At 52.2% G+C, this 26,390-nt stretch carries 12 protein-coding genes; 9 read left to right on the top strand and 3 right to left on the bottom strand.

Annotation, left to right across the window (positions count from 1 at the left end):
- The first annotated feature begins 62 nt into the window (after positions 1–62).
- The 4 genes from DZK30_RS07470 to DZK30_RS07455 all read left to right on the top strand — a co-directional run bounded on the left by DZK30_RS07470 (position 63) and on the right by DZK30_RS07455 (position 14,569).
- Positions 63–4,109, top strand: a complete 4,047-nt coding sequence (locus DZK30_RS07470) for an Ig-like domain-containing protein (protein WP_118973509.1) — start codon at positions 63–65, stop codon at positions 4,107–4,109.
- A 230-nt stretch (positions 4,110–4,339) separates the two neighbouring features.
- Positions 4,340–8,437, top strand: a complete 4,098-nt coding sequence (locus DZK30_RS07465; protein WP_118973508.1) for an Ig-like domain-containing protein — start codon at positions 4,340–4,342, stop codon at positions 8,435–8,437.
- A gap of 90 nt (positions 8,438–8,527) precedes the next feature.
- Positions 8,528–10,186, top strand: coding sequence for a GEVED domain-containing protein (locus DZK30_RS07460; RefSeq protein WP_162902929.1), 1,659 nt, complete (start codon positions 8,528–8,530; stop codon positions 10,184–10,186).
- Between the two features lie 309 nt (positions 10,187–10,495).
- Entirely contained in the window at positions 10,496–14,569 is a 4,074-nt protein-coding gene (locus DZK30_RS07455) for an Ig-like domain-containing protein (RefSeq protein WP_162902928.1), read from the top strand.
- 398 nt (positions 14,570–14,967) lie between these two features.
- On the opposite strand, the gene DZK30_RS25740 is transcribed toward DZK30_RS07455, so the two are convergent.
- Complete coding sequence (locus DZK30_RS25740) at positions 14,968–15,111, bottom strand: hypothetical protein (protein ID WP_162902927.1); 144 nt, start codon at positions 15,109–15,111, stop codon at positions 14,968–14,970.
- Positions 15,112–15,150: 39 nt separating this feature from the next.
- Here DZK30_RS25740 and DZK30_RS07445 point away from each other — a divergent pair, with 39 nt between their 5' ends.
- From DZK30_RS07445 to DZK30_RS07435, 3 genes are all read left to right on the top strand, one after another.
- Positions 15,151–16,965 carry a T9SS type A sorting domain-containing protein gene (locus tag DZK30_RS07445; RefSeq protein ID WP_118973504.1) on the top strand — a complete coding sequence of 605 codons (1,815 nt, stop codon included), beginning with the start codon at positions 15,151–15,153 and terminating at the stop codon, positions 16,963–16,965.
- 220 nt (positions 16,966–17,185) lie between these two features.
- Positions 17,186–19,027: a T9SS type A sorting domain-containing protein gene (locus DZK30_RS07440; protein ID WP_118973503.1), complete on the top strand. Its 1,842-nt coding sequence runs from the start codon at positions 17,186–17,188 to the stop codon at positions 19,025–19,027.
- 215 nt (positions 19,028–19,242) lie between these two features.
- A complete protein-coding gene (locus tag DZK30_RS07435) occupies positions 19,243–23,334 on the top strand; it encodes an Ig-like domain-containing protein (protein WP_162902926.1) in 4,092 nt (1,363 codons plus the stop codon).
- 91 nt (positions 23,335–23,425) lie between these two features.
- Here the strand turns inward: DZK30_RS07435 and ispE are convergent, their stop codons facing one another.
- On the bottom strand, positions 23,426–24,250 hold the full coding sequence (gene ispE, locus DZK30_RS07430) for a 4-(cytidine 5'-diphospho)-2-C-methyl-D-erythritol kinase (RefSeq protein WP_118973501.1): 825 nt from the start codon (positions 24,248–24,250) through the stop codon (positions 23,426–23,428).
- A gap of 104 nt (positions 24,251–24,354) precedes the next feature.
- On the opposite strand from ispE, the gene DZK30_RS07425 reads away from it, so the two are divergent.
- Complete coding sequence (locus DZK30_RS07425) at positions 24,355–25,065, top strand: ABC transporter ATP-binding protein (RefSeq protein WP_118973500.1); 711 nt, start codon at positions 24,355–24,357, stop codon at positions 25,063–25,065.
- A gap of 3 nt (positions 25,066–25,068) precedes the next feature.
- Positions 25,069–25,629 (top strand): cob(I)yrinic acid a,c-diamide adenosyltransferase, encoded by a 561-nt coding sequence (locus DZK30_RS07420; protein ID WP_118973499.1) that lies wholly within the window; start codon positions 25,069–25,071, stop codon positions 25,627–25,629.
- Positions 25,630–25,657: 28 nt separating this feature from the next.
- On the opposite strand, the gene DZK30_RS07415 is transcribed toward DZK30_RS07420, so the two are convergent.
- The gene (locus tag DZK30_RS07415) at positions 25,658–26,269 is read right to left on the bottom strand and encodes a bifunctional nuclease family protein (protein ID WP_118973498.1); all 612 of its coding nucleotides are present in this window, start codon (positions 26,267–26,269) and stop codon (positions 25,658–25,660) included.
- Positions 26,270–26,390 lie beyond the last annotated feature (121 nt).

Raw genomic sequence — 26,390 nt, 5'->3', positions numbered from 1 at the left:
CTATGCTTACCCGGTTCTCCGCTTTTGATTGCTTCTTATTGACCTAAAGTGTACCCTTTACTATGAAAAAAATGTTTACAGTAAGGTGGCGCCAGTCGATGGTTCCGCTTATCCTCTCTCTTCTTTTGGGCATACATTTACCCTTACATGCCCAGATCCCGGCAAGCTCCTATATTTTTTCGGCACAGGCAGGGACCTTTACCGAGATCACCGGCGGTACCGCCGTAACTGCCATCCAGGATGATGATGTGCAAAGTGCGGTGATCAATATCGGGTTTAACTTTACTTATTGCGGTAATGTCTATACCAGCTTCCGGACCAATTCCAATGGCTGGATCACTTTTGGCGGCGGGACCACCGATCCCGTAGCCATGCGGGAAAATTCCACCGCCAATATGGCCACCCTGAAGCCCTTACTGATGCCCCTTTGGGACGATCTGAACGGTAATGCGGGTAATGCCAGCTATCTGGTGTCCGGCGCTTCGCCCAACAGGGTCTTTACCTTTCAGTGGAAAAACTGGAAATGGTACTGGAACGGGGCCGTTAATATTTCGTATCAGGTAAAGCTATATGAGACCACTAATGTGATCGAATACGTGTACCGCCAGGAAGCCAGCGCCGGCACACCCGGAGGCACCGGCGGCTGTACCATCGGTATTGGCGACGGTGCAGCTACGCCTACTTACCTGTCCCTGAACAACGCGGGCGCCACGCCTACTGCTTCCGCCACTATATTTACCACGGATATCCAAACCAGGCCGGCTACGGGACAGATCTACCGGTTTACCCCGCCGCCACCCTGTACCACCATAACCACCTGGCCAGTAGCCGTAACGCCCACTGCCAGCCCTAACCCCGTATGCATATCCAGCGGCGTTGTGAGCCTGGATCTGCCTGCTGGCACGTTGCCTATCGTCAGCGGTCTTACTTACCAATGGGATACCTCGGCCAATGGCACCAGCAACTGGGGCGCCAGCAGTGCCTCGCTCACTGCTCCGCCTTATACGGCCACGGGCGTAACCAGCACCCGTTATTTCCGTTGCCGCGTGTTCTGTAACGGCGGCGCCACACCTGTGTGGACTTCTAACAGCATCCAGGTCAACGTAACCAATCCGGGTTCTTCAACTGCCATTAACGGCAGCCGCTGTGGTCCCGGCGTGGTGGCGCTTGCCGTAACACCTCCGGCAGGAAGCCCCACTATACGCTGGTACCAGAATGCCACGGGCGGCGCCATCCTGGGTACCGGAAATACTTATACCACCAATTACCTGACCCAGAACACCACCTACTATGCTGTGGCAGCTTCTGCACCCACCACTATCACTGCCGGCCGGGCAGCGCCCCAGGGCTCTTCTACCGGTTTTACATTCAGCGCCGATTATGGTATGGTATTCACTGCCACGCAGCCCTTTACTATCCAATCGGTAGATGTGTATCATACCAGCACTACGGCCGGGTCGACCTTTGTGCTACTGAAAAACAGTGCGGGTGTTACCTTGCAGACAGCTGGTCCATTTGTATTGCCCATTGGTACGGGTACTACGCTTACCGGCGGCGCTACACCCACCACGCTGGCGCTTAACTTCAATGTAAGTCCCGGCGCCGGCTACCGCCTGGTCGACAGCGCCCGTACGGGCAGCATCATTCGCGACAACCCCATTTCGGGCTGGAGCTACCCTCTGCCTATAGGCCTGGTTGGCAATATCACTTCCGCATTGGCCGCCGGGGGTACTAGCACAGGTACTCATTATTATTTCTACAACTGGCGGGTGGCGGCCTCCTGCGAAGGCTCCCGTGTACCCGTGACCGCTACGGTCAATGCCAGCACCCCTGTTGTTAAATCCCTGCCGGCTGTGGTGTGTAACAACAGTGTAGCCGCTATTGCGCTCACGCCGCCTACGCCGCCTTATCCGAGCTATAACTGGAGTCCGGTAACCAATCTGTATACCAATGCGGCAGGGACTACGCCTTATACCGGCGGTTCGGCAGCGACGATCTACATGAAGACGACCAATGTGGGTACCCAGACTTATTATATGATGGCAGGCAACCCCAATGTGCCTACCGGCTGTACCTTTGCCGATACCATCAAGATATGGGTACAACCCGGTAGTTTGACCATTAAAGGGCAGCCCGATACCATCTGTACCAGCGGCGCCTCAACACTAACACTTGATCCCGCTACGGGTTATGCGACAAGCACCATCCAATGGCAGGATTCGATACCAGGGACCAGCACTGCATTTAACAATATCGGCAGCGCGACCAACCCCACTTACACGACACCCAGCCTGTCCTTTGGACAGAACCGTTATTACCGTGCCTTGGTTCGTGCAGACTCTAATGTTTGTGAAATGCCTGTAAAATATGTGGTGATCGCCAATCCAACCCTGATCGGTGCGCCGGACAGCTTTAATTGTGGTCCGGGCCACGTAACCCTTACTGCACTTACCGGAGGCAACAGCACGCCTGTATGGTACGACTCGCCTACAGGAAATACCCGGGTGGGTAGCGGAACGCCTTTTATAACACCTTACCTGGGCACAACCACCAGCTTCTGGGTGGCTGCCAATGCAGGCGGCAGTGCCGGCAGCGGGACCGTGGGTAATGGCGTTTCAACATCGACCAGCTATGTATCGCCTTTCTATCACTTGTTTGGCGGGCAGAAGAATCAATACCTGATCCGTGCTTCCGAGCTGCTGGCAGCGGGTATTCCCGCGGGCGCCAGGATCACTTCTATAGGGCTGGATGTGGTTACTGCGGGCTTCACTTATCAGAAATTTGCGGTAAGCGCAGGGATGACTTCCGCCACTGTCCTGGGCACAACCTGGCAGCCGGTTACACAGGTGCGAGCGCCTGCTAACGTGACCACAACCGCAGGTATCAATACGCTTACTTTCGATAATCCCTATCCCTGGAACGGTACCAGCAACCTGGTGATCCAGACCTGCTACAGCGACAGCACCGGCGGCGGTACCAGCAATTCCATTAAATATGATGCGACCAGCTATGTGGCTACAGCTTATCAACGTACCGATAATGTATCTGCCAATGCGATGTGCAGCAATACCACTGTAAGCTCCACCTTGTCGCAAAGACCTAAATTCATCATCAGCTACGATAACCGTTGCGAGACTTCCCGTGAAGAGGTGATTGCTTACATTCGTCCTGTACCGAGTGTAAACCTGGGAACAGATATCAATGACTGTGTGGATGAAGGTACTATCAGGGTGCTGGATGCCGGCGTACAGCCCAATATACCCGCGTTCCTGTGGGATAACGGCTCGACCAGCCAGGTACGTGCGGTAAGCGAAAGTGGCAGTTATCATGTAACGGTTACCAACCAGTATACCTGCGCCAAGAGCGATACCATTAACGTAAACCTGCGTCGTAATCCTGTTGTGGACCTGGGCAGCGATACGTCGGTATGTAATGGCGTTACCCTGTCGCTGAATGCGGGCAGCGACGGCGTAAGCTATTTCTGGAGCAACGGCGCTACCAGCCAGGTGGTGAATGTGAGCGAAGAGGGCTCCTACCATGTATTTGTTACCAATAACCTGGGCTGTATCAAGTCGGATACCATTGTCGTAAGCATGTCGGGTGAGTTGCCGGCTATCGACGGCATCAATATCAACAACAATGGTCTGAATACTTTCAAGTTCACGGCGATGAACCCGCAGAACGTGATCGGCTACGACTGGGATTTCGGCGACAGTTCGGAACATAGCTTTCAGCAATCGCCGACGCACGTTTATGCCAACGGAGCAGCGAGCTATGTGGTGGTACTGCGCCTGAGCAGCAGTTGTGGCTTCCTTTCCGATACGACCTCGGCACATATTACCGGCATTCACCAGCTGAATGTGGGCAACGATGAAATGACTGTCTACCCCAATCCTGCGAAGGCAACGGCAACGATCCTCAACAAGGGCAACCTGAAGATGGAAAAAGTCGAGGTCTACAATGTACTGGGCCAGGTGGTGTATCGCGCGGCGGCTGATAGCAAGGACAAGCATACGCTTGCACTGGGCGGTATGTCGGCGGGTGTTTATACTATACAGGTGTATACCGACAAGGGCACTGTGGCCCGTAAATTAGAAATAATGAAGTAGAGAAATAAAAATGTGTTTTAAAAACTCCGGGTAAAAACCCGGAGTTTTTTTTATTCTTTACCAATTTGATTAGTAGTCAGGAATATGTATAGATAAGGGACATTTTTAATGTAAAAAAGACCGCCTATTTTACTTGTTTTAGCGCATAAAAATCTCGGTAAATCATTTGTTAATGATAAAGTAATATTTTAAATTCGTGAGACTATTGTTGAAACAATAAAACAGAAACTATGCAGAAAAAAAGTACACTAAAAAATTTATGGGAATGGTATAAAAAAGGGGCGGCGATGGCCTTGCTCCTGCTTTGTACGTTACCGCCCGCGATGGCGCAGCCCGGATACATTGTATCCTTTTGCTCCAGCGGGCCGCCCTCGTCTTCGACGTCCAGTTCTTATGGCCCGATGTATTCCACCTCTACCGCCAATGCCACCAGCAGGTTTGCCTATATTTACCCGGCATCACAATTAACGGCTATTGCAGGCTCTACCATCAACAATGTCTACTTTCACAGGGCATCGACCACATTGGGTATGCTGGGCACGCCGAATTGTAAGATATACCTGAAGCAAGTGACCAATGCAGACTGGGGCAGCACCACGCTGACCTGGGCTACGGAGATTGCTACAGCTTCCCTGGTATACGACGGCAATCCGACCAGTATTGTAGGCACCGCGGCGGGTTGGAAAAATTTTCCCCTGACCACGCCATTCCCTTATACCGGTGGTACGCAGAATCTTGCCGTATTCGTCGAGTATCAGAATACGACGGCCAGTAATACGATCAACTGGTCTTATGAATTCACGTCGCCTTGTGTCAATACCAGCAATAACAACACGACCAAGTATGTGACCAACACTTCGGCTACGTTGCCGGCCACCTTGGGCAGCAGCACCTATCGTCGTCCTTATATCGGTTTCGATTATGTGTTCCCGCCCTGTGCCACGCTTACCCTGCCTACCAGCGGTACCGTATCGGCATTCCCTGGTAATATCTGTGTCTCTGGCCCTACCACGCTGACCTTTACACCGGCTACCACTATGCCGGCGGCCAGCGGTATCACCTATAAGTGGCAATCCAGCGCTACAGCTGGCGGTACCTACACCGATATTCCCGGTGCAGTAACCACCACGCCGACCTATACTACAGGCGCGTTAACGGCAGCAACTACTTATTTTAAATGCGTTGTATTGTGCAATACCACTACGGTGCTTACTTCTTCGGCATCCAATTCCGTTACGGTATCCAATCCTGGGTCACCTACCGGAACGGCGGGATCCCGTTGTGGTCCCGGTACCGTAAATCTATCGGCCACCGGTGCTTCCGGAACCACCCTGAGATGGTATGATGCGACCAGCGGTGGTGCACCGCTGGGTACCGGTAATAGCTTTACCACACCCTATATCACAGCTACCCGCAATTTCTACGTTACTGCAGGTACCGCGCCTGCTCCTGCCAATGCTACTGTAGGCGCCGGAGCGTCGGTAACGTCATTCAGCTATGTAACGATCTTTGCCGGCGGTTGGGGCGGCTACAAGCACCAGTTCCTGATCCGTGAAGCGGAAATGATCGCTGCGGGTATCATGCCGGGTGATGCAATTAACACCATCAGTGTTGACAACGCTAACGGCACGGCAACTTACAACGGGTTCACGATGAGCCTGAACAGCACGCCCGTCACTGCGCTCACGCCTACTTTCGAGACCGGTGCTATAGCAGCGTTCGGTCCGGTCAACTATACGACCACCGTTGGTATCAATACCTTTACCCTTACAGCACCTTATACTTACACCGGTGGAAGCCTCCTGATCGAGACTTGCTGGAGCAATGCCACCACCTCCAACCCTTATTCCAATCTCCGGTACGACAATACAACTTACCCGGCCACCCACTATGCTTACCAGGATAGCCAGCCCCCATCCGTGATCTGCGCCGGTCCTGCCAACAACGGTACGCCTGAAAACGCGCGCCCGCAGTTCAAGTTCAACTTTATGACTGCCTGCCAGGGGCCGAGGGTTGCCGTACAGGCTTCGGTGAGCGCACCACCGGCGCTGACCAAAACCGCTCCGCTCATCGTGTGCGATAATGCCGTGGGTACTTTCCAGGTTACATCGCCTGTAGGACAGTATTCCAATTACGCCTGGACGCCTGCCGCAGAGTTGTATACCAATGCCGCCGGCACCGTTCCTTATGTCGCCGGCACCAATGCGCCTACCGTTTACTTTAAATCGACTGTTACCGGCGCCCGCCAGTTTGCCCTCTACGCTACCAATTCGGCCGCTCCCAACTGCGCCTTTGCTGATACCGTGCGGACCTGGGTTCAACCTGATTCGGTAACCATCAGCGCTGTTCCCGATACCGTATGCGCACCTTCGGGTAGCACCACGCTGCGCCTGGTTCCGTCTACCGGCTATGCGCCCAACGGCATCCAATGGCAGCAATCTACCGACAATATCACCTATACCGATATTGCCGGCGCCACCGGTGTAAGCTACACGACACCCGGCCTCACCGCCAACCGGTATTATAAAGCGTTGATCAAATCCAATACAGCCGGCGTCAATTGCCAGGCACCTGTCAAGCTGATCGTAGTAGCCAATCCAAGCCTGATCAGCTGGGCCGACAGCTTTCATTGTGGACCTGGTACGGTGAACCTGCAGGCAACCGCCGGCGGCAGTGGCAATATACGTTGGTATGCCAACGCCACAGACAATAGCCCCGTGGGTTCAGGCAGTCCCTGGGTTACACCTTACCTGGGCGCCACAACGACCTATTATGTAGAATCGGGCACCGGCGCGATCCAGCCGCCGCCGGCATTCATCGGAACAGGTACCAGTGCCACTTATTGGGGCTACCTGCCTTATTTCGGCGCCAACTATGCTTCCAACAAAGTACAATGGATGCTTAAAGGTTCTGAATTGCAGGCAGCCGGTTTTGCTGCAGGTTATATTATGGAGATTGCTTTTGATGTTACGACCAAATCGGGTAATACCAATATCTCCAGCCTCACCTATAGCATGAAGCAGGTTGCCAGCACTGCAACCCTCGGCGCTACCTTCAATACCGGCTTGCAGCAGGTATATACAGCAACCAATTTCAATCCAACGGCTAATGCGATCAATGCGCATACCCTGCAGAATCCTTTCTACTGGGATGGCAGTTCCAATATCATATTGGAAGAATGCAGCAATAATCCGACAGGCCAGGGTGGCTATGCCAATGTGAAATACCACACGGCGCCGGCGCTTTATTTCTATACCAATACCAATCCCCAGGCGAATTGCGGCAGCCCGACCGGTGTGTACAGCTCTTCGACCAGGCCCAATATCCGTATTTCCATGCTGAACGGTTGCCGCTCGGCCAGGCAGCCGGTAACGGCCTTTATCCGTCCGGTACCGGATGTGGATCTGGGTACTGATATTAATGAGTGCGTGGATTCCGGCGCGATCAAGGTGCTGGACGCCGGTGTACAGCCTAATACACCGCAATTCCTGTGGGACAACGGGTCCATCAGCCAGGTAAGGGCAATAAGCACCAGTGGGACTTATTATGTGAAGGTGACCAACCAGTATACCTGTGTGAAGAGTGATACCATCAACATAAACCTGCGCAATAATCCTGTTGTAAGGCTGGGTAACGACACTACCGTATGTAATGGCGCAACACTGGCCCTGGATGCCGGCGGCGACGGCATCAGCTACTTCTGGAGCACAGGCGCTACAACCCGCGTACTGAATATAAATGAGGCCGGTAGCTACAATGTGTTTGTGACCAACAACCTGGGCTGTATCAAATCGGATACGATTGTCGTGACCATGGCCGGCGAGCTGCCGACCATAGATGGCATCAATATCAGCAACAATGGTGTGAACACGTTCCATTTTACCGCAGTAAACCCGCAGAACGTAATTGGCTATGACTGGGATTTTGGCGACGGTTCTCCACATAGCTTCCAGGCTTCGCCCTTCCATAGCTATGATGCCAACCCGGCCAACTATATCGTTGTCCTTCGGCTGAGCAGCAGTTGCGGATTTCTTTCCGATTCCACATCGGCCCATATCGTAGGCATTCATCAGCTGAATGTAAGTAACGATGAGATGACTGTATATCCGAATCCCGCCAAAGCGACAGCCACTATCCTCAACAGGGGCGCCCTGAAGATGGAGAAGATAGCCGTCTACAATGTCCTGGGCCAGGTAGTGTACGAAGCAACAGCCGATAGTAAGGACAAGCATACGCTTTCGCTGGGCAGCATGGCTGCCGGAGTATACACCATCCAGGTATATACCGATAAGGGTACTGTAGCCCGCAAGTTGGAGATACTCAAATAACCATCGAGCATGCCCACCTTCATCGCCGCCGGCGGTGAAGGTGGTTATTTTCATTCCCCCAGTTTAATCCATCCTAAAATCATTTTGTGCATGAAAGAAATTTATACCAATGTGCCGGTCGCCAAGCGCATCTTCAGAAATCTTCTGCTGGGCCTTTCGCTCACTGCTTTATCCCGGGCCGCCGATGCGCAGACCTACTGTACACCTACTTACACCTATAACTGCTCTTCCGGCGACGATATCAAGGATGTGATCCTCAATGGCGCTGCGGGTACTATGATCAGCAACCTGAACAATCCCTGCCCGCCTGCAGGTTATATGGACTATACCACATCTACTGCGCCTAATATGACGGCAACGCTGATCATGGGAAATACCTATAATGGCAATGTAACCACCAGCTACACATTCGCCAGCGAATCGGTGAAGGTGTGGATCGACTTTAACCACAACGGCACTTTTGAAACCTCGGAAGTGGTGTCAACGCTCAATGCGATCAGCAATACCAGCACGGGCGCCATTACCGTAGCTGTGCCCTTGACGGCCATGGCAGGTGTTGCCCATATGCGGGTAAGGCTGGTGTATATATCCAGTGCCAGCACCATCGATCCCTGTAACAATGTCTCCTATGGCGAGTGCCATGACTATAAGGTAACCCTGCAGCCGCCGGCTCCGCCTAATAATGCCGGAGTAGGTAGTCTCATCAGTCCCGACGGTACGCCCTTTTGTTCCAATTCGATGAAAGAAGTATCGGTGAGCGTGATTAATCTCGGCTCCAATGCCCTTACCTCTGCCAATATCAACTGGTCGGTAAATGGTGTAATGCAGCCCGCTGTTACCCTGCCTTCGACCCTGACTTATTATATGGATAGCATGACCGTAGTATTAGGCAATGTCCTTTTCCCTACCACCGCACCGCTGCAGATTAAGGCCTGGACCGATATGCCCAATGGCACCACCGATTCCGACCATAGCGACGATACCCTGAGTACTTCGGCCACAGCGGTATTGCAAGGAGTGGATGTGGCGCTGTCGCCAAGAGATACGATCATCTGCCAGGGCAATGTGGTTACTTTCAATGCAGGCCATTTCCCCAATAACCCTATCTATATCTGGAGCACCGGCAGCCTGGACTCTGCGATACAGGTGTCGGATGCGGGCACATACTCCGTAAAGGTGCAGAATACGATGGGTTGTTTCGACCGCGACACTGTGGTGGTGACCATGCATCCCAACCCGCTTGTTAACTCTGTAGCTGTGGTCGATAATGGCGACAACTCATTTACCTTTAATGTTATAGGCGCACAAAATATCACTGCCTATAAATGGGACTTTGGCGATGGCAGCGCAGCGGTGACCGGCTCAGGTCTGCCTCCCCAGGTTATCCATCCCTATACCACTCCCGGCGAATATACGGTTACCCTGACCTTGTCTAACGATTGCGGTGAGATCGTAAGCACCAAGCAGGTGCTGGTAGGGCCCGCCACGGGTATCGATAGCCGTTCGGCCCTGCAAAAAGAAATACGCCTTTATCCCAATCCGGGCAAAGACCATGTCGTTATCAACGCCAATAGCGGTGTGCGCATTACGCAGATCGATATCTACAACCTTACAGGTCAAAGGATACTGAGCACACAGGCCGGAGATAAACAAACGATCGATGTTTCTTCATGGGCCAATGGTATCTACCATGTCGTGATCGCTACCGATAAAGGACGGCTTACCAAGAAGCTTGAGGTAATACGATAAGAAAATTGCTAAGCGTAGTTAATTGAAATAGGCAGCCTTAAGCTGCCTATTTTTTTTTATCCAAATTTATTTCACCTTCAAAAACATTTAATATGCGAAAGGGGCTTTTTGGCTTAATTGCTATTTTTAGGTCAAAAATGAAGTCGATTGCCCATTTTAACAGTTTTACTACTAATTTTAACGGCTTAAACCAGAATAAACCATAGGTGAAAGCCTGGAATTTGTTGTTTCAAAAAGGTAAAAATAGTATCTGGTGTACATGTATTATGCTTTTTTGTTCCCGGCCATATACCACAACACAAGATGCTCATGAGTAAACATGTATTTTCGAAAAGGGTGATGCTTGCCCTTCTGGCACTATTGCTGTTGGGTTGGCCGTCGGTATATGCCCAGATACCGGCTTCCTCTTATAGTCATACGGCAGCAGCGGGGACCTTCACCGATATTACCGGTACCGCCGGCCTGACTGTGCTGCCCAATGCTTTCCTGGGCGATGATGTGACCAGCGCGGCCTTGCCCATTGGTTTTACATTCAGTTATTGCGGTAGCAATTATACCCAGGTGGTTGCCTGTACCAATGGCTGGCTCAGCTTTAATGCAGCTGTCACCGCTACGGCTTTTGGCAATGCCTTAGGCAATCTCACCGGTACAGGTGCTGCATCCAATGTAAAGCCGGCTTTGATGCCGCTTTGGGACGACCATAGGGCAACAGCTGACAGCGCTGCGGCCGCGGCCTATGTCACTACCGGTACCGCGCCCAATCGTGTTTTTATTTTTCAATGGAAAAACTGGCAATGGTATCGCCTGGGCGCCGTCAATATTTCCTTCCAGGTAAAGCTGTACGAGTCTACCAACGTGATCGAATACAGCTACCGCCAGGAAGCCAATGCCGGCACACCCGGGGGCGCTGGTGGCGCCACCATTGGCATTGCCGACGGCGCGGCCACCCCTGCATATCTCACGCTGAATAATGCTACTGCTACACCAACGGCATCTGCAACTACCTTTACGACAGATATTTCCACACGCCCGGCCAGCGGCCAGATCTACCGTTTTACTCCTCCTCCGTCCTGCAGTACGGTTACCTCATGGCCGGCGGCTACGGCAGCCACAGCCGCACCCGCTACTATTTGCGCCATCGGCGGCACCGTGAGCCTAGATGTAGCAGTCGCCCTGCCGGTAGTTACCGGTCTTACCTATCAATGGGAATGGTCGGCCAACGGTACATCGGGCTGGACTGACATTGGCCCGGCGCAGACGACAACGGCGTATACGGCAACAAATATCCCTGCCAGCCGCTACTTCAGGTGCAAGGTATTGTGTAACGGTGGTACTACCCCGGTATGGGTTTCGAACAATACACCGCAGGTAGTGGTGACCGATCCCGGTTCCGCGACCGCGATCAATGGTAGCCGCTGTGGTCCGGGCATGGTAAACCTGGCCGTAACCCCTCCGGCCGGCAGCGCCGGCATCCGGTGGTACCAGAACGCCAGCGGTGGCAGTCCCCTGGCAACAGGGAATAGCTACACGACAGGTTATCTCACGCAAAATGCGACCTATTATGCCGTGGCGGCTTCGGCGGCCACCAGCATTACTGCCGGCAGGCCTGCGCCGCAAGGTAGCTCTACAGGCCTTTCTTTCAGCACCAATTACGGTATGATCTTCGATGCCGTACAGCCGTTTACCCTGCAATCGGTAGCGGTATATCCTACCAGCACTACGGCCGGCTCGACCTTTGTACTACTGAAGAACAGCGCCGGCGTTACTTTGCAAACAGCTGGTCCATTTGTATTGCCCGTTGGTACGGGTACTACGCTTACCGGCGGCGCTACACCCACCACGCTGGCGCTTAACTTCAATGTAAGCCCCGGCACAGGCTATCGCCTGGTCGACAGCGCCCGTACGGGCAGCATCATCCGTGACAATCCCGTTTCGGGTTGGAGCTATCCCTTGCCCATAGGTACTGTGGGGAATATTACCGGTGGCCTGGCTGCCGGTTCCTCAAGCACCACAGCACATTACTATTTTTACAACTGGCAGGCATCTGCTGCCTGTGAAGGCCCCCGTGTGCCGGTAACGGCTACGATCAATGCCAGCACGGCTGTTGCTAGATCCCTGCCGGCTGTGGTGTGTAACAACAGCGTAGCCACTATTGCGCTCACGCCGCCCACGCCAGCATACACCAGCTATACCTGGAGCCCGCAAGCCAATCTGTATACCGATGCAGCGGCCACGACGCCTTATACTGGTGGTTCGGCAGCGACGATCTACATGAAGACGACCAATGTGGGTACCCAGACCTATTATATGATGGCCGGTAATCCGGCATCGCCAACGGGCTGCACCTTTGCCGATACAGTGAAAATCTGGGTACAGCCAGATAGTGTGTACATCAGGGGCATTCCCGATACCATTTGTACCAGCGGTGCGACGACCTTGTCCCTGAGTCCCGTTTCCGGCTATGCACCCGGTACCATCCAGTGGCAGGATTCGATACCAGGAACCAGTGCCGCATTTACAAACATCAGCGGTGCAACCAATACAGCTTATACTACGCCCAGCTTGTCCTTTGGCCAGAACCGCCATTATCGCGCCCTGATCCGTACAGGAGCTGCTGTCTGTCAAATGCCGATGAAGTACGTGGTTGTAGCCGATCCTACTATCATCAATACCCGTGACAGCTTCAGTTGCGGCCCGGGCCATGTAACCCTTACCGCGCTTACGGGAGGCAACAGCACGCCGATATGGTACAGTACCCCCACAGGTGGTACGCCGGTAGGAGTAGGTCCGTCTTTCATTACACCTTACCTGGGTACGACCACCAATTATTATGTGACGGCCAACGGTGGCGGCTCTTCGGGCAATATTGCCATAGGAACCGGCGCGGCAACCGCTACAGGTTATGTATCTCCTTTCAACCATGCCTTTGGCGGGCAGAAGAACCAATACCTGATCCGTGCTTCTGAGTTGCTGGCAGCGGGTATTCCCGCGGGCGCCAGGATCACTTCTATAGGGCTGGATGTAGTAGTGGCCGGGTTTACTTATCAGTCATTTGCCGTAAGCATGGGGCAAACCACCGACGACGTGCTGGGTACAAGCTGGCAGCCCAATATGACCCAGGTGCGGGCGGCTGCTAATGTTACCACTACCGCTGGTGTCAATGCGCTTACCCTCGATAATGCCTATACCTGGGACGGTACCAGTAACCTCGTGATCCAGACCTGCTTCAGCAATAACAATATCGGAGGTACCAGCAATTCGGTGCGCTACGATATTATGAGCTATGCCGCTACCGCCTACCAGCGTACCGACAATGTATCTGCTGCCACCATTTGCGGCAACACGTCTGTTTACAGCACACTGTCGCAACGGCCCAAATTCATTATCGGTTACAACAACCGTTGTGAATCGCCGCGGAGGCTGGTGGTAGCAAGCGTTTATCCCAAGCCTGTAGTAGACCTGGGCCCGGATATCGATGCCTGTGTGGATGCAGCAGAAGCCAGGGTGCTGGATGCGGGCCTGCAGCCCGACGCTGCCCGGTATTCGTGGGATAACGGCTCGACCGGTCAGGTGCGTTCGGTAGACGAAAGTGGCAGTTATCATGTAACGGTTACCAACCAGTATACCTGTGCTACCAGCGATACGATTAATGTGACGCTGAAGAAAAATCCTGTCGTAGACTTAGGAAGCGATACTTCGGTATGTAACGGGGTAACGTTGTCGCTGAATGCGGGCAGCGACGGCGTAAGCTACTTCTGGAGCAACGGCGCTACCAGCCAGGTGGTGAATGTGAGCGAAGAGGGCTCCTACCACGTATTTGTGACCAATAACCTGGGCTGTATCAAGTCAGATACCATCGTCGTAAGCATGTCGGGTGAGCTGCCGGCTATCGACGGCATCAATATCAACAACAATGGTCTGAATACTTTCAAGTTTACGGCGATGAACCCGCAGAACGTGATCGGCTACGACTGGGATTTCGGGGACAGTTCGGAACATAGCTTCCAGCAATCGCCTACGCACGTTTATGCCAACGGAGCAGCGAGCTATGTGGTGGTGTTGCGCCTGAGCAGCAGCTGTGGCTTCCTTTCCGATACGACCTCGGCACATATTACCGGCATTCACCAGCTGAATGTGGGCAACGATGAAATGACTGTCTACCCCAATCCTGCGAAGGCAACGGCAACGATCCTCAACAAGGGCAACCTGAAGATGGAAAAAGTCGAGGTCTACAATGTATTGGGTCAGGTGGTGTATCGCGCAGCGGCCGATAGCAGAGACAAGCATACGCTTGCATTGGGCGGCATGTCGGCGGGTGTTTATACCATACAGGTGTATACCGACAAGGGCACTGTGGCCCGCAAATTGGAGATACTCAAATAATATAGGGATAGCCAAGCAGTTATTAATTCCATTGTAAAAGACAAAGGGCCGTCGATCTTGACGGTCCTTTGCCTTTTGAGAAAGGCTGACAGTTTATTGTTGCAGGGAAAGAGGGATAATGCCTGGAAAAAAGTTAAGCTTTTGCATTTCATTAACAAACCTAAAGATTTTGGTGGCCGTCTATATAGAATGAGTCCCATTGTTTCATTTATAAGTACCTCTTGAAGTAACAGCGCTTGGTTTGTTATTTTGAGAGGTGCTTATCTACTTTGCGGAACAAATTTTACCTCTGCCCCCCGGCCTATGGAAAAAAACATTACACTAATACGCTGGAAATCCCGGTTTTGGCACGATTTGCTGCCCGCCGTTCTTTTCCCAGCTGTCTTTTCCCGCGGTGCCTACCTTATCGTTGCCGGCAACAGCAACGGTGGGAGCAGCATGCAGCGGCCTACAGGGATCACAGGGTCTTTTTGTCCCGATAACACTTTTGCCAGCCGGCATTTCCTTGTGCCCACTCCCGTATTCAGACGTATCTGCGACATAGCCGGCTTCTTTTTATTGTTGACTCCTAAATCCTGAATATGAAAAACAGAGCTCTACCGATCAAACGCTGGGGTTTGGCCCTTTCCCTGGCTATATCCTGTCTGGGCGTGAATAAATCCTCTGCGCAGCTTGCTGCCAATACGTACCAGTTCAGTGCTATCAACGGTACCTTTACCGAAGTTACCGGTGGAACGGCTGTAACTTCCATACAAACCGATGATGCGCAAAGCGCTTCCATCAATATTGGGTTCACGTTCAATTATTGCGGTACAGATTATAATTCGTTTGTAGCCAACTCCAACGGTTGGATCTCCTTTGGCCCCGGTACGACCAACACGAGTACCATGAGGGAAAACAACACAGCCAACCTGACAACGATAAAGCCAGCGCTACTGCCGCTCTGGGACGACCTTGACGGTAGTTCGGGCAATGCCAGCTACCAGCTTACCGGCACAGCGCCCAACCAGGTGCTTACGTTTCAGTGGAAGAACTGGAAATGGTACTGGCTGAGCTCTGTAAATATGTCTTTCCAGGTGAAGCTATATCAGACCAGTAATATAGTTGAATTTGTTTACCGGCAGGAGGGCAGCACTGGTTCGCCCAGCGGCGCTACTATCGGCATTGGCGACAACGATGCTACCGCAGGCTACCTGGTGTTGAACAATGCCACAGCAGCGCCCACAGCCTCGCCAACGGTGTGGACGGACAATATTGCCGCCCGCCCTGCCAACGGCCAGGTGTACCGCTTCAAGCCTATGCCCTCGTTCGATATGGATGCCGACAGCATTATTGTAGCTGAACCATTCTGCTCCAATTCGACCCAGCCGATAAAGGCCAGGCTTTCCAACCTGGGCACGGCTACCATCACCTCGCTTACCGTGAACTGGTCAATAGACGGTGTGCTGCAAACCCCCATTGCTTATAGCGGCGCGCCGATAACCAATTTCGGCACCGCTCCCAACAACAATGCCACTATTGTATTGGGCGATGTGTTCTTCCCCGATGCTACGCCACGCAATATTAAAGTGTGGACGAGCCAACCCAACAGTAATGCCGACGAGATACCAGCCAATGATACAGCGAAGCGGGCAGTAGCTGCCGCGCTGCAGGGTGTTGACGTGGATCTGCAGCCCAGCGATACGACCATATGCCAGGGCCATAGTATAGTGCTGGATGCAGGCGGTTTCCCAAAACATCCTATCTATATCTGGAGCACCGGTAGCCTCGATTCGGCCATTACAGTCAGCAGCCCCGGGACTTATAGTGTGAAAGTGCAAAACACCGATGGTTGTTTTGACCGTGATACCATAGTCGTAAGTGTATACCCCAATCCTTTGCTGAACTCCGTAGCGGTGGTGGACAATGGCGACAAATCTTTCACCTTTAACGCTCTTGGCGCACAAAATGTGACCAGCTATAAATGGGATTTTGGCGATGGTTCGGCTCCCGTTACCGGTGATGGAGTGCCTGGCCAGGTAATTCACCCGTTCACGACGCCCGGCGATTATACGGTAACCCTTACGCTTTACAACAACTGTAGCGAAGTAAGCCGTACCGTTGTGATCCACATTCCCGATGTGCCGGCCAATAGCATTGACGAGCTGGATGCCCTCAGGAAAGAGATCAGGATCTATCCCAACCCCGGAAAAGATATGATCACGGTAAGCCATAACAGCGGACTAAAGATCAACCAGGTTGAGATATACAACCTCACCGGTCAGCGCATGATGAGCATAACCGTTAAGAGCGATAAACAGCAGATCAATATTTCCGGCATGGCTGCCGGTATCTATAACGTTACCATCGGCACCGATAAAGGTAAGGTGACAAAAAAACTTGAAGTGATCCGATAACCAATAAACAAAGCAAGCCAAGGAGCTGTCCCGCAAGGGACGGCTCTTTTTTTTGCCGGTATGCCCGACGCAAGGCACCGGGTATACCGGATCTTAATAGTTTATGAATCTTGCTCTTTTGCATGTTTTACCCGGATATACCTGTACCACGACTGTTCTTTACTGGTCTTAAACAACAAATCAACACGAACAAGATCATCAGGAATTTAAACCCGGAACAATGAACAAAAGACCAGTAAAACACAACAAACTCTTTAGCCGGATGCGGCTCCCATTCTTAGCCGCTTGTCTTGCGCTGAGCGCCCATACAGGATATGCGCAGGTGCCGGCTTCCACGTACACCTTCAGCGCACTATCAGGCACCTTTACCGACATCGCCGGCAGCCCCGGACTGGTTACATTGCCAGCCTCCTTTCTCGGCGATAATGTAACCAGCAATACCATTCCCATTGGCTTTACATTCTATTACTGCGGCAGCCCTTATACCCAGGTTGCAGCCTGTACCAATGGCTGGCTGAGCTTTAATGCTGCAAGTACGTCTACGGCCTCGGGCAACAGCCTGGCCAATCTCAGCACCAGCGCCGCGGCTAACGTGAAGCCGGCTCTGATGCCACTCTGGGACGATTTGCGTGGCAGTGCCGATAGTGCTGCCAGCGCAACATACGTTACTACCGGCGCGGCCCCCAACCGTGTCTTCATCTTTCAATGGAAAAACTGGCAATGGAACAGAAGCAGTGCTGTCAATATCTCTTTCCAGGTGAAGCTTTATGAAGCCGGCAATGTAATCGAGTATTGCTACCAGCAGGGCGCTGCAGCGGGCAACCCCACAGGATCCAGCGGGGCAACCATTGGTATCGCCGATGGCGCCGCAACGCCGGTGTACCTTACGCTCAGCAACGCGACCGCAGCGCCTGTAGCGTCTTCTGCCATCTTCACCACCAATATCACTACAAGACCAGCTACGGGCCAGGTTTATCGCTTTATACCGCTGCCGAGATTTGACATGGCAGCAGACAGCGTAATTGTCGCGCCCTCATTCTGTGCCCGTACCAGTCAGCCGGTATCGGTTCGTATGAAAAACCTGGGTACCGAAGCGATCACTAGTGTCGAACTGCATTGGTCGGTCGATGGCATTGCGCAACCAATGGTTGCTTATTCAGGTGCTGCGGTAAGCAATGTGCTTTCGGCGCCGGCTAACAGGAAAACAGTATTGCTGGGAGATGTTCTTTTTCCCGACAATAGCCCCCGCCGTATTAAAGTATGGACAGCCAGGCCCAATAGCGCCAGCGATGAGGTGCCTGTCAATGACAGTGTAGCCCGCATGGTAGCAGCCGATCTGACGGGTGTTGAAGTGCATATAAGGCCGGGCGATACGGCGATCTGTTCAGGCGATCATATTACACTGGATGCCGGTGCGCATCCCGGCGCCCCGATCTATATCTGGAGTACCGGTAGTCTCGATCAAAGCATCCCCGTAAGTGGAAGCGGCCGCTATATTGTCAAGGTGCAAAACAACAGCGGTTGTTTTGACAGGGATACGGTTACTGTGACCGTGCTTCCCGATCCCATAGCTGCCGGCATCGGTGCTGTAGACAATGGCGACCTTTCGTATACGTTTAATGCGATCAGCGCGCAGCATGTGAAGCAATATAAATGGGACTTCGGCGATGGCTCTGCGCCGGTAACAGGAGCAGGCCTGCCGGCACAGGCGATCCATGCCTATGCCGCCGGCACTTACACCGTGAAGCTGATATTGACCAATGATTGCCATGAGATCATCATTGAGCAAAAGATCAGCGTAGGGGCTGTAGGTATCGACGGTCCTGAAACCTGGCAAAAGGAAATTCTGCTGTACCCCAATCCGGCCAGAGGCCTGGTTACCCTGCAAGCGCCGGATGGATTAAAAATATTGAAAGTGGCGCTGTATAATATTATTGGTCAGCAAGTCTATACAAATAGTGGCTCAGCTATTGATGTAACCGGCATGCCGGCAGGCAGTTATCAGGTAGTCATTTTTACCGGAAAAGGAAAAGTAGTACGCAAGCTTTTGGTAAAAAAATAACACTTTCCTTTTTGTAAAAGAGGGTGTCTTCTATTCGGAGGGCGCCCTTTTGCTATTAAAATCAGGGGGCATTTACGATTAAAATTCGTTAACAAAATATAAGGCCCTGTTAAATTTCGTAATTGTAAAATATGTGCAAGATTTGAATTGATTTATCAATTAGCTTCGTCTATTTTTTAATCCTACCCAAACCAAATTTGTAAATGCTTATTGAGATGAAAACTACATTTTGTAGGTACCTGAAGAACACGATTTTTCCAGCGCTCCTTATGGTGATAACCTTGCAGGCACAGGCTCAGGTGCCGGCATCCAGTTACACTTTTAGCGCCCAGGCCGGGACGTTTACAGCGCTTAGCGGCGCGACGGATGTGCCGGAGATCGAAAGTGATGAAGACATTTCGGACGCTATTCCTATCGGATTTACATTTAGTTATTGTAACAACACTTACACAGAAGTAGTCGCCAGCTCCAATGGCTGGCTGAGTTTCGGCTCGCCAAGCGATGCGGTAAGCTACAACGACGCTTCCTCGCTGAACGACGTTAAGCCGGCGCTCTTCCCTTTATGGCAAGATCTGGGGGGCGATGCCGGCTCGGCTTCCTATACCACTACCGGCACAGCGCCCAACCGCGTGTTTACTTTTGAGTTTAAAAATTGGTATTGGAGTGCCAGCGCCGCCAATCCGGTAATCTCTTTCCAGGTGAGGCTGTATGAGACCACCAATGTGATCGAATACTGCTACAAGCAGGAAACCGGTACCATCAGCGGCTGGTCTCCTCTGGCAACGATCGGTATCGTAGACGGCGATCCTATCCCTTCTTATCTTACCCTGAACAACGCTACGGCATCGGCTACGGCGTCGTCAACAACCTTTAACGTAAGCATTTCTTCTAAGCCGGCCAACGGTCAGATCTTCCGTTTCACACCACCACCTAATTGCTCCGGCGGCACTTTCCCGGCTGCAACAGCAGCAGTGGTATCGCCCGTAGCAGTATGTGTAAGCGGCAACGTGGACCTCAGCCTGGCAACGCCCATGCCGATATTGACCGGCCTGAGCTATAAATGGCAGTATTCCGAAACCGGTACCGCACCCTGGACCGATGTTGGGCCTGCTGCGAACCTGCCTACCCAATCGGCTCCTGTAACGACACCCCGTTACTTCCGTTGTCTTGTTTTGTGCAATGGCGGAACCACGCCTGTATGGACATCGGGCAACTCGCCGCAGGTATTGGTGAATAATCCGGGATCACCCACAGCAACTGCCGGCACCCGTTGTGGCCCCGGAGCCGTTCAGCTGTCTGCGACTGGTACCGCCGGTGGCCCGCTGATCAAGTGGTACGCTAATGCTACCGGTGGTGCGCCTATAGGTAATACCAGCACCTGGACTACCCCTTATATACCCACAACCACTACCTTCTATGTTACTGCCGGTTCGCCCGATGTAGCTGGATCTAAGGCACTGGGCGCGGGCCTGGAGGTTACCATGTGGAACGACCTTACACCGTTCGTAGGGTGGGACGGCGGCTTCAAGCACCAGTTCCTGATCCATGCTTCCGAGCTTGAGGCCATGGGATTGGAGCCCGGCGCGACCATCACCTCGATGGCTTTAGACGTGGTAACTGCAGGCAATACTTACAATGATTTTTCGGTAGCGCTTAAAAATACGACTACCGCAGCTTTCCTTAACACACCATCTGCATTGGAAGGTGGCGCTATACAAGTCTATACGCCTGCCAGCCATACGACAACTACCGGTCTGAACAATTTCGTGTTCAACTCCGGAACACCTTTTATATGGAACGGCGATAACTTACTGGTGCAAACCTGCTGGAGCAACAACAACAGCTCCAACACGACCAGCGAAGTGCGTTATGACGAAGTTTCCTTCAACGCCACGCAGTACGGCAATGGCTCCGATATGACGGCGGCTGTTTTCTGCGATGCGCCACCGAATATAGGTTGGACCTCCTTTGAAGCCAGGCCCAGGATGGTATTTGGCTATACGGCCTCCTGCCAGGGCCCAAGGGTGCCTGTGGTCGCTACTGTGACGGCCTCGCCCGCCCTCACCGTTACCGCGCCCGATGTGATCTGTAACGGTACCATCGCTCCCATTGTCGTTACACCGCAGGGTACTCCTTACACTACCTACAAGTGGAACGAAGGCGATATCTATACCGATGCTGCGGCCACCGTGCCTTATGTAGCGGTCAACTCGGCTACTTCGTTGTTCTTTAAAGCTGCCGATGCAGGAGAACATGTGTACTACCTCATGGCAGAGAACACGACTTCCCATTGTACGTTTGCCGATACCGTACGGATATGGAACCAGCCCGGTACAGTAACTACGAAAGCAGTGCTGGATACGCTTTGTAACAGCGGCGAGTCTACCATTTCCCTTATACCAGGAAGCGGCTACTTCCCCGGTAGTATTACCTGGATGGATTCACCCGACGGTACAACCTATACACCGATCGCAGGGGCCTCCGATCCGAGCTATACAACCCCGACGATTACCGATACCCGCTTCTATAAAGTGATTATCAAAGCAGGCACTGCTGATTGTCACACGCTGGTACAGCAAGTAGTAGTAGCGCATCCTGAGGTAGTATCTACAAAAGATAGCTCCCGCTGTGGACCCGGCGTAGTGACACTCGAAGCCGAGGCTGGCGGAAACGCTGTAATCAGGTGGTACGACGATCCGGCAGCTATCGATCCTATTGGTTCGGGCAGCCCTTTCAATACTCCTTATCTCGGAACGACCACGACCTTCTATGCCTCTGCTGCTACAGGATCGCCCCAGCCCGAACCCACAATGATAGGCAATGGTACCTTTACCAGTAGCTGGACTGAAATGCCTTACAACCTTGACTTCAGCGCCAATAAAGTGCAGTGGCTCATCAAAGCTTCGGCCTTGCACGCTGCAGGCTTCAATGCAGGATATATCAATTCCATAGGTTTTGATGTAGCATCGGCCGGCGATGAGGTCGAAAATTTCTCGCTGAGCATGAAGCTGACCACTGCGAATATGTTGGGCCCCAACCTGGAAACTGGTTTGCAGACCGTATTCTCCACACCTTCCTATCAGCCGGTATCGGATATGGTCAACGTGCATAACCTCACCTCTCTTTTCTATTGGGATGGCACTTCCAATATCGTATTGGAAGAATGCCATAACAATGAATTTGATGGCTGGAGCTCCGATGTTACTTATACCAACGGCTCTACGGCAATGAATAGTGCAGATGAGGCAGATCATTGTACGAATCCTACCGGACCTACTAATACTTCTTCCGATATGCCCGTTATCCAGGTCGGTATGGTGCTGCCCTGTGAAACAGCTAAAGAGCCGGTAGTCGCTACTGTACACCCTGTACCGGTAGTTGACCTGGGTACCAATGTGAATAATTGCGTGGACCCCGGACAGGAAGTGCTGGTGCTGGACGCAGGCCTGCAGCCCAACAGCGGTGTCTATCTTTGGGACGATGCCAGTGTAGAGCAGGTACGCGCCGTACACCAAAGCGGTACTTACTGGGTAAAAGTGACCAATGAATACAGCTGTGTGAAAGCGGATACTATTGACGTTAATTTCCGCATCAACCCTGTGGTGCAGCTGGGCAACGATACCTCGATCTGTAACGGCGCCGTGCTCAAGCTGGACGGCGGCAGCGACGGTATCGATTACTTCTGGAGCACCGGTGCAGCAACCAAGACAATTAATGTGAGCACTGCTGGTACCTATTATGTTTTTGTGACCAATAATGCAGGTTGTATCAAGTCCGATACCATAACAGTAAGCACCGCGGGTCAGTTGCCTAAGGTCGATGGTATTGTTATCGATAACAATGGTGTCAACACCTTCAGCTTCTCGGCCGTCAATCCGCAGAATGTGATCGGTTATGATTGGGATTTCGGCGATGGTTCGCCGCACAGCAACCTGGTCAATCCTGTTCACACGTACGACGTGCTGGGCGAATATGTAGTGGTGCTGAAGATGAGCAGCAGTTGTGGCTTTGCTACAGATTCGCTGGCGGCCAATATGGTCGGCATCAAGCAGCTGAATGTGAGCAACGATGAAATGATGGTTTACCCCAACCCGACCAGGGCTTCGGCGACGATCCAGAATAAAGGCGCTTTGAAGATGGAGAAGATCCAGGTGTATAATGTGCTGGGCCAGGTAATCTACGATGCCAAGGCTGATAGCAAAGACAAGCACACCCTGAAACTGGATGGCTTTGCCTCTGGTGTCTATACCATCGAGATATTCACCGATAAGGGCATGGTTGCCCGTAAGCTGGAACTGATGCGATAAAATAGTATAATCAAGCTTAAATTGCAACAGGGCTGCCGTTTCGGTAGCCCTGTTGTCGTTTTGGTACTTTCACTTTCAGTGACAGAGGTGCTTATGCCGGGTGGCTACACCAGGTTATGTGCGGAATAAGGGTGCCTATGCTGGCTTGCCGGCCCCGGGGGAAAATGCCATAAAGCGCCGAGCCGCTGCCGCTCATCGAGGCATAAATGGCGCCCTGCGCGTATAGCTCTGCTTTGATATCCTGCAGCACCGGGTGTGCTATCATAACTGTATCTTCAAAGCTGTTGTGAATATGTGTCCGCCATTCTTCCGGCGCCAGCTCACCGATGCGGCGCAGGTCAAACGGCGCGGTTGAAGGCTTTATACCGCTGAAGGCCTCTGCAGTGCTTACATGCAGCGATGGGCAGATGATCTGGATGTTGTAAGTGGAAAGATCCAGTGACAGCGGCTCCAGCAACTCGCCCCTGCCTGCAGCAAAAGCCGGCAGGTTACGGATGAAGAAAGGGCAATCACTGCCCAGTTTCAGGGCATAACTTTCAAGTTTGGCTGTGTCGAGGCCTAGTTGGAAGTGTTCATTCATCATCCGGAGCATAAATGCTGCATCAGATGAACCACCGCCCATGCCAGCTCCCATAGGAATTACCTTGTGCAGGAAAATCTGTAGTGGCTTTACCTGCAAGGAAAAATCGTGCTGTAGCAGCTGGAAGGCCCGCCAGACCAGGTTTTGCTCCCTGTCGCCGGCGACAGCAAGGCCCGATAATGCAATGCTGCCCTCTTCTCCCGGTCTGTCGACAAGCTCCAGGGCATCCCTGAACGGAACAGGATAAAATACAGTCTCCAGGTTATGATAACCATCCGCTCTTTTTTGGGTAATGTATAGTCCGATATTGATCTTGGCATTGGGAAAGGTAAGCATAGGCTATGCAATTGGGCCGGGGGTATGAGTGCAATAATTATTTCTGCAGGCTGCAAATTATCGATAAATTTGAACTTTAATACCGGCAACACTGCCATCTCTTCATGCAACAGATCATTACCCTGAAGGATATCCGGAAAAACTATTATTTGGGCAAGGAACCTGTTCCTGTATTGAAAGGTATAGAGCTGTCCATCGAAAAGAACGAATATGTAGCGCTGATGGGCCCTTCGGGCTCCGGCAAATCCACCTTGATGAATATCCTGGGCTGTCTCGACTCGCCTACATCGGGCGCGTACATTCTTAATGGGAAAGATGTAAGCCGGATGAAAGACGATGAGCTGGCCAATGTGCGTAATGTCGAGATCGGCTTCGTTTTTCAGCAGTTCAATCTTTTGCCACGGCTCACAGCCTGGGAAAATGTTGCCGTGCCGCTGATCTATGCGGGTATTGCGAGGAAAGAGAGAACGGAGCGGGCGCATGCCATGCTGAAACAGGTAGGCCTTGGCGAACGGGCGCACCATAAGCCCAACGAGCTTTCCGGCGGGCAATGCCAGCGGGTAGCGATCGCCCGGGCGCTCATCAACAACCCTTCTCTGATACTGGCCGATGAGCCTACCGGTAACCTGGATTCCAAAACCTCGGTAGAGATCATGGAGCTTTTTGGCAGTATTCAGGCAGCAGGCAATACCGTTATTCTGGTAACGCATGAAGAAGATATTGCAGAACACGCCAAACGTATCGTCCGTATTAAAGATGGTGTGGTGGAGAATGACAGGCTGAATCAAACTTTTAAAATCGAGCTAAGCAAATAAGCGATGGCATTCAGAGTGTATACAAAAACCGGCGACAAAGGCAGCACCGGTCTTATCGGCGGCACCCGTGTGCCTAAAGATCATATCCGTATAGAAGCCTATGGTACGGTAGACGAGCTGAATTCTTACCTGGGTGTGGTAACCGACCAGCTGGGCGATCCGGCAATTAATGAATGGATACTGGAAATACAGGATCGCCTGTTTACGATCGGTTCGTCGCTGGCCACCGATCCCGATAAGGCGCCGAAGATGAAGCTGCCCGACCTGCATACCGGAGATATCGAATGGCTGGAACAGCGGATCGATGAAATGGACGACACATTACCACCGATGAAATCGTTTATTCTGCCGGGAGGGCACCTGGCCGCCAGTCAGGCCCATGTGGCCCGCTGTGTATGCCGGCGGGCTGAACGTTTATGTGTCCATATGCAGCACAACAATGAATTTGTATCGGAGGAGGTACTTAAATACCTGAACCGCCTTTCCGATTTCCTGTTTGTGCTGGCCCGTTTTATCGTGTCGCGTAATGGGGGTAAAGAAATACCCTGGCGTGCCAGGGTATAGTATTCATGAACGGTATCTTTAATGGCGACTATTGCCGGCTTTCCCTGTTCTTGATCTCATCGCGGATTGCGATAGCCTGTATATAATCTTCGTTCTCCAGGACCTGATGCAGCAGATCGTTCAGCTCTTCCATTGTCATCGTTTTCAGGTTGTGGGATTGCTGGCTGTTGCTTTCCTGTACTTCTTCATCGGTACCCGAAGCCGCTTCGCCCGTGCTTTCTGCGCTGGGCTGATCCATGAACAGTCCCGCCGCTTCCAGTATGTTTTCATAGGTGAAAATGGGACAGCCGATACGGACAGCGAGCGCCAAGGCATCTGAAGTGCGGGAGTCAATCTCTATGATCTCCTTGCCGTTGGAACAGATCAACTGGGCAAAGAAAATGCCTTCCTCCAATTTATAGATCAGTACTTCCTGCAATTCGATATTGAACGACAGCATAAAATTGTAGAACAGGTCGTGGGTCAGCGGCCGGCTGGGTTTGATCCTTTCAAGGGCAACAACAATTGCCTGAGCTTCAAATGCCCCGATAACGATGGGCAGGCGACGCAGCCCGTTGATCTCACCCAATACCACAGCATAGGAATGTGTTTGTGTTACGCTGCTGGATAAAGCCACTATTTCAAGTTCAATCTTTTTCATTTGTTATTATATCGCTCCAAATCCAAGCTGCTGCCTGCTGTTGCAGCCTCTGTGCATTGTGAAATGTGAAGTTAGTAAACCTTTGAATTATTCAGTTAAATTTTTAAGCGGGCCCAATGTA

This window comes from Taibaiella koreensis, from assembly GCF_003545715.1.
In the GTDB taxonomy this organism is placed as follows: Bacteria; Bacteroidota; Bacteroidia; order Chitinophagales; family Chitinophagaceae; genus Taibaiella; species Taibaiella koreensis.
The sequence above is the reverse complement of the archived record's forward strand: the minus strand, read 5'-3'. Positions and strand labels throughout refer to the sequence as shown.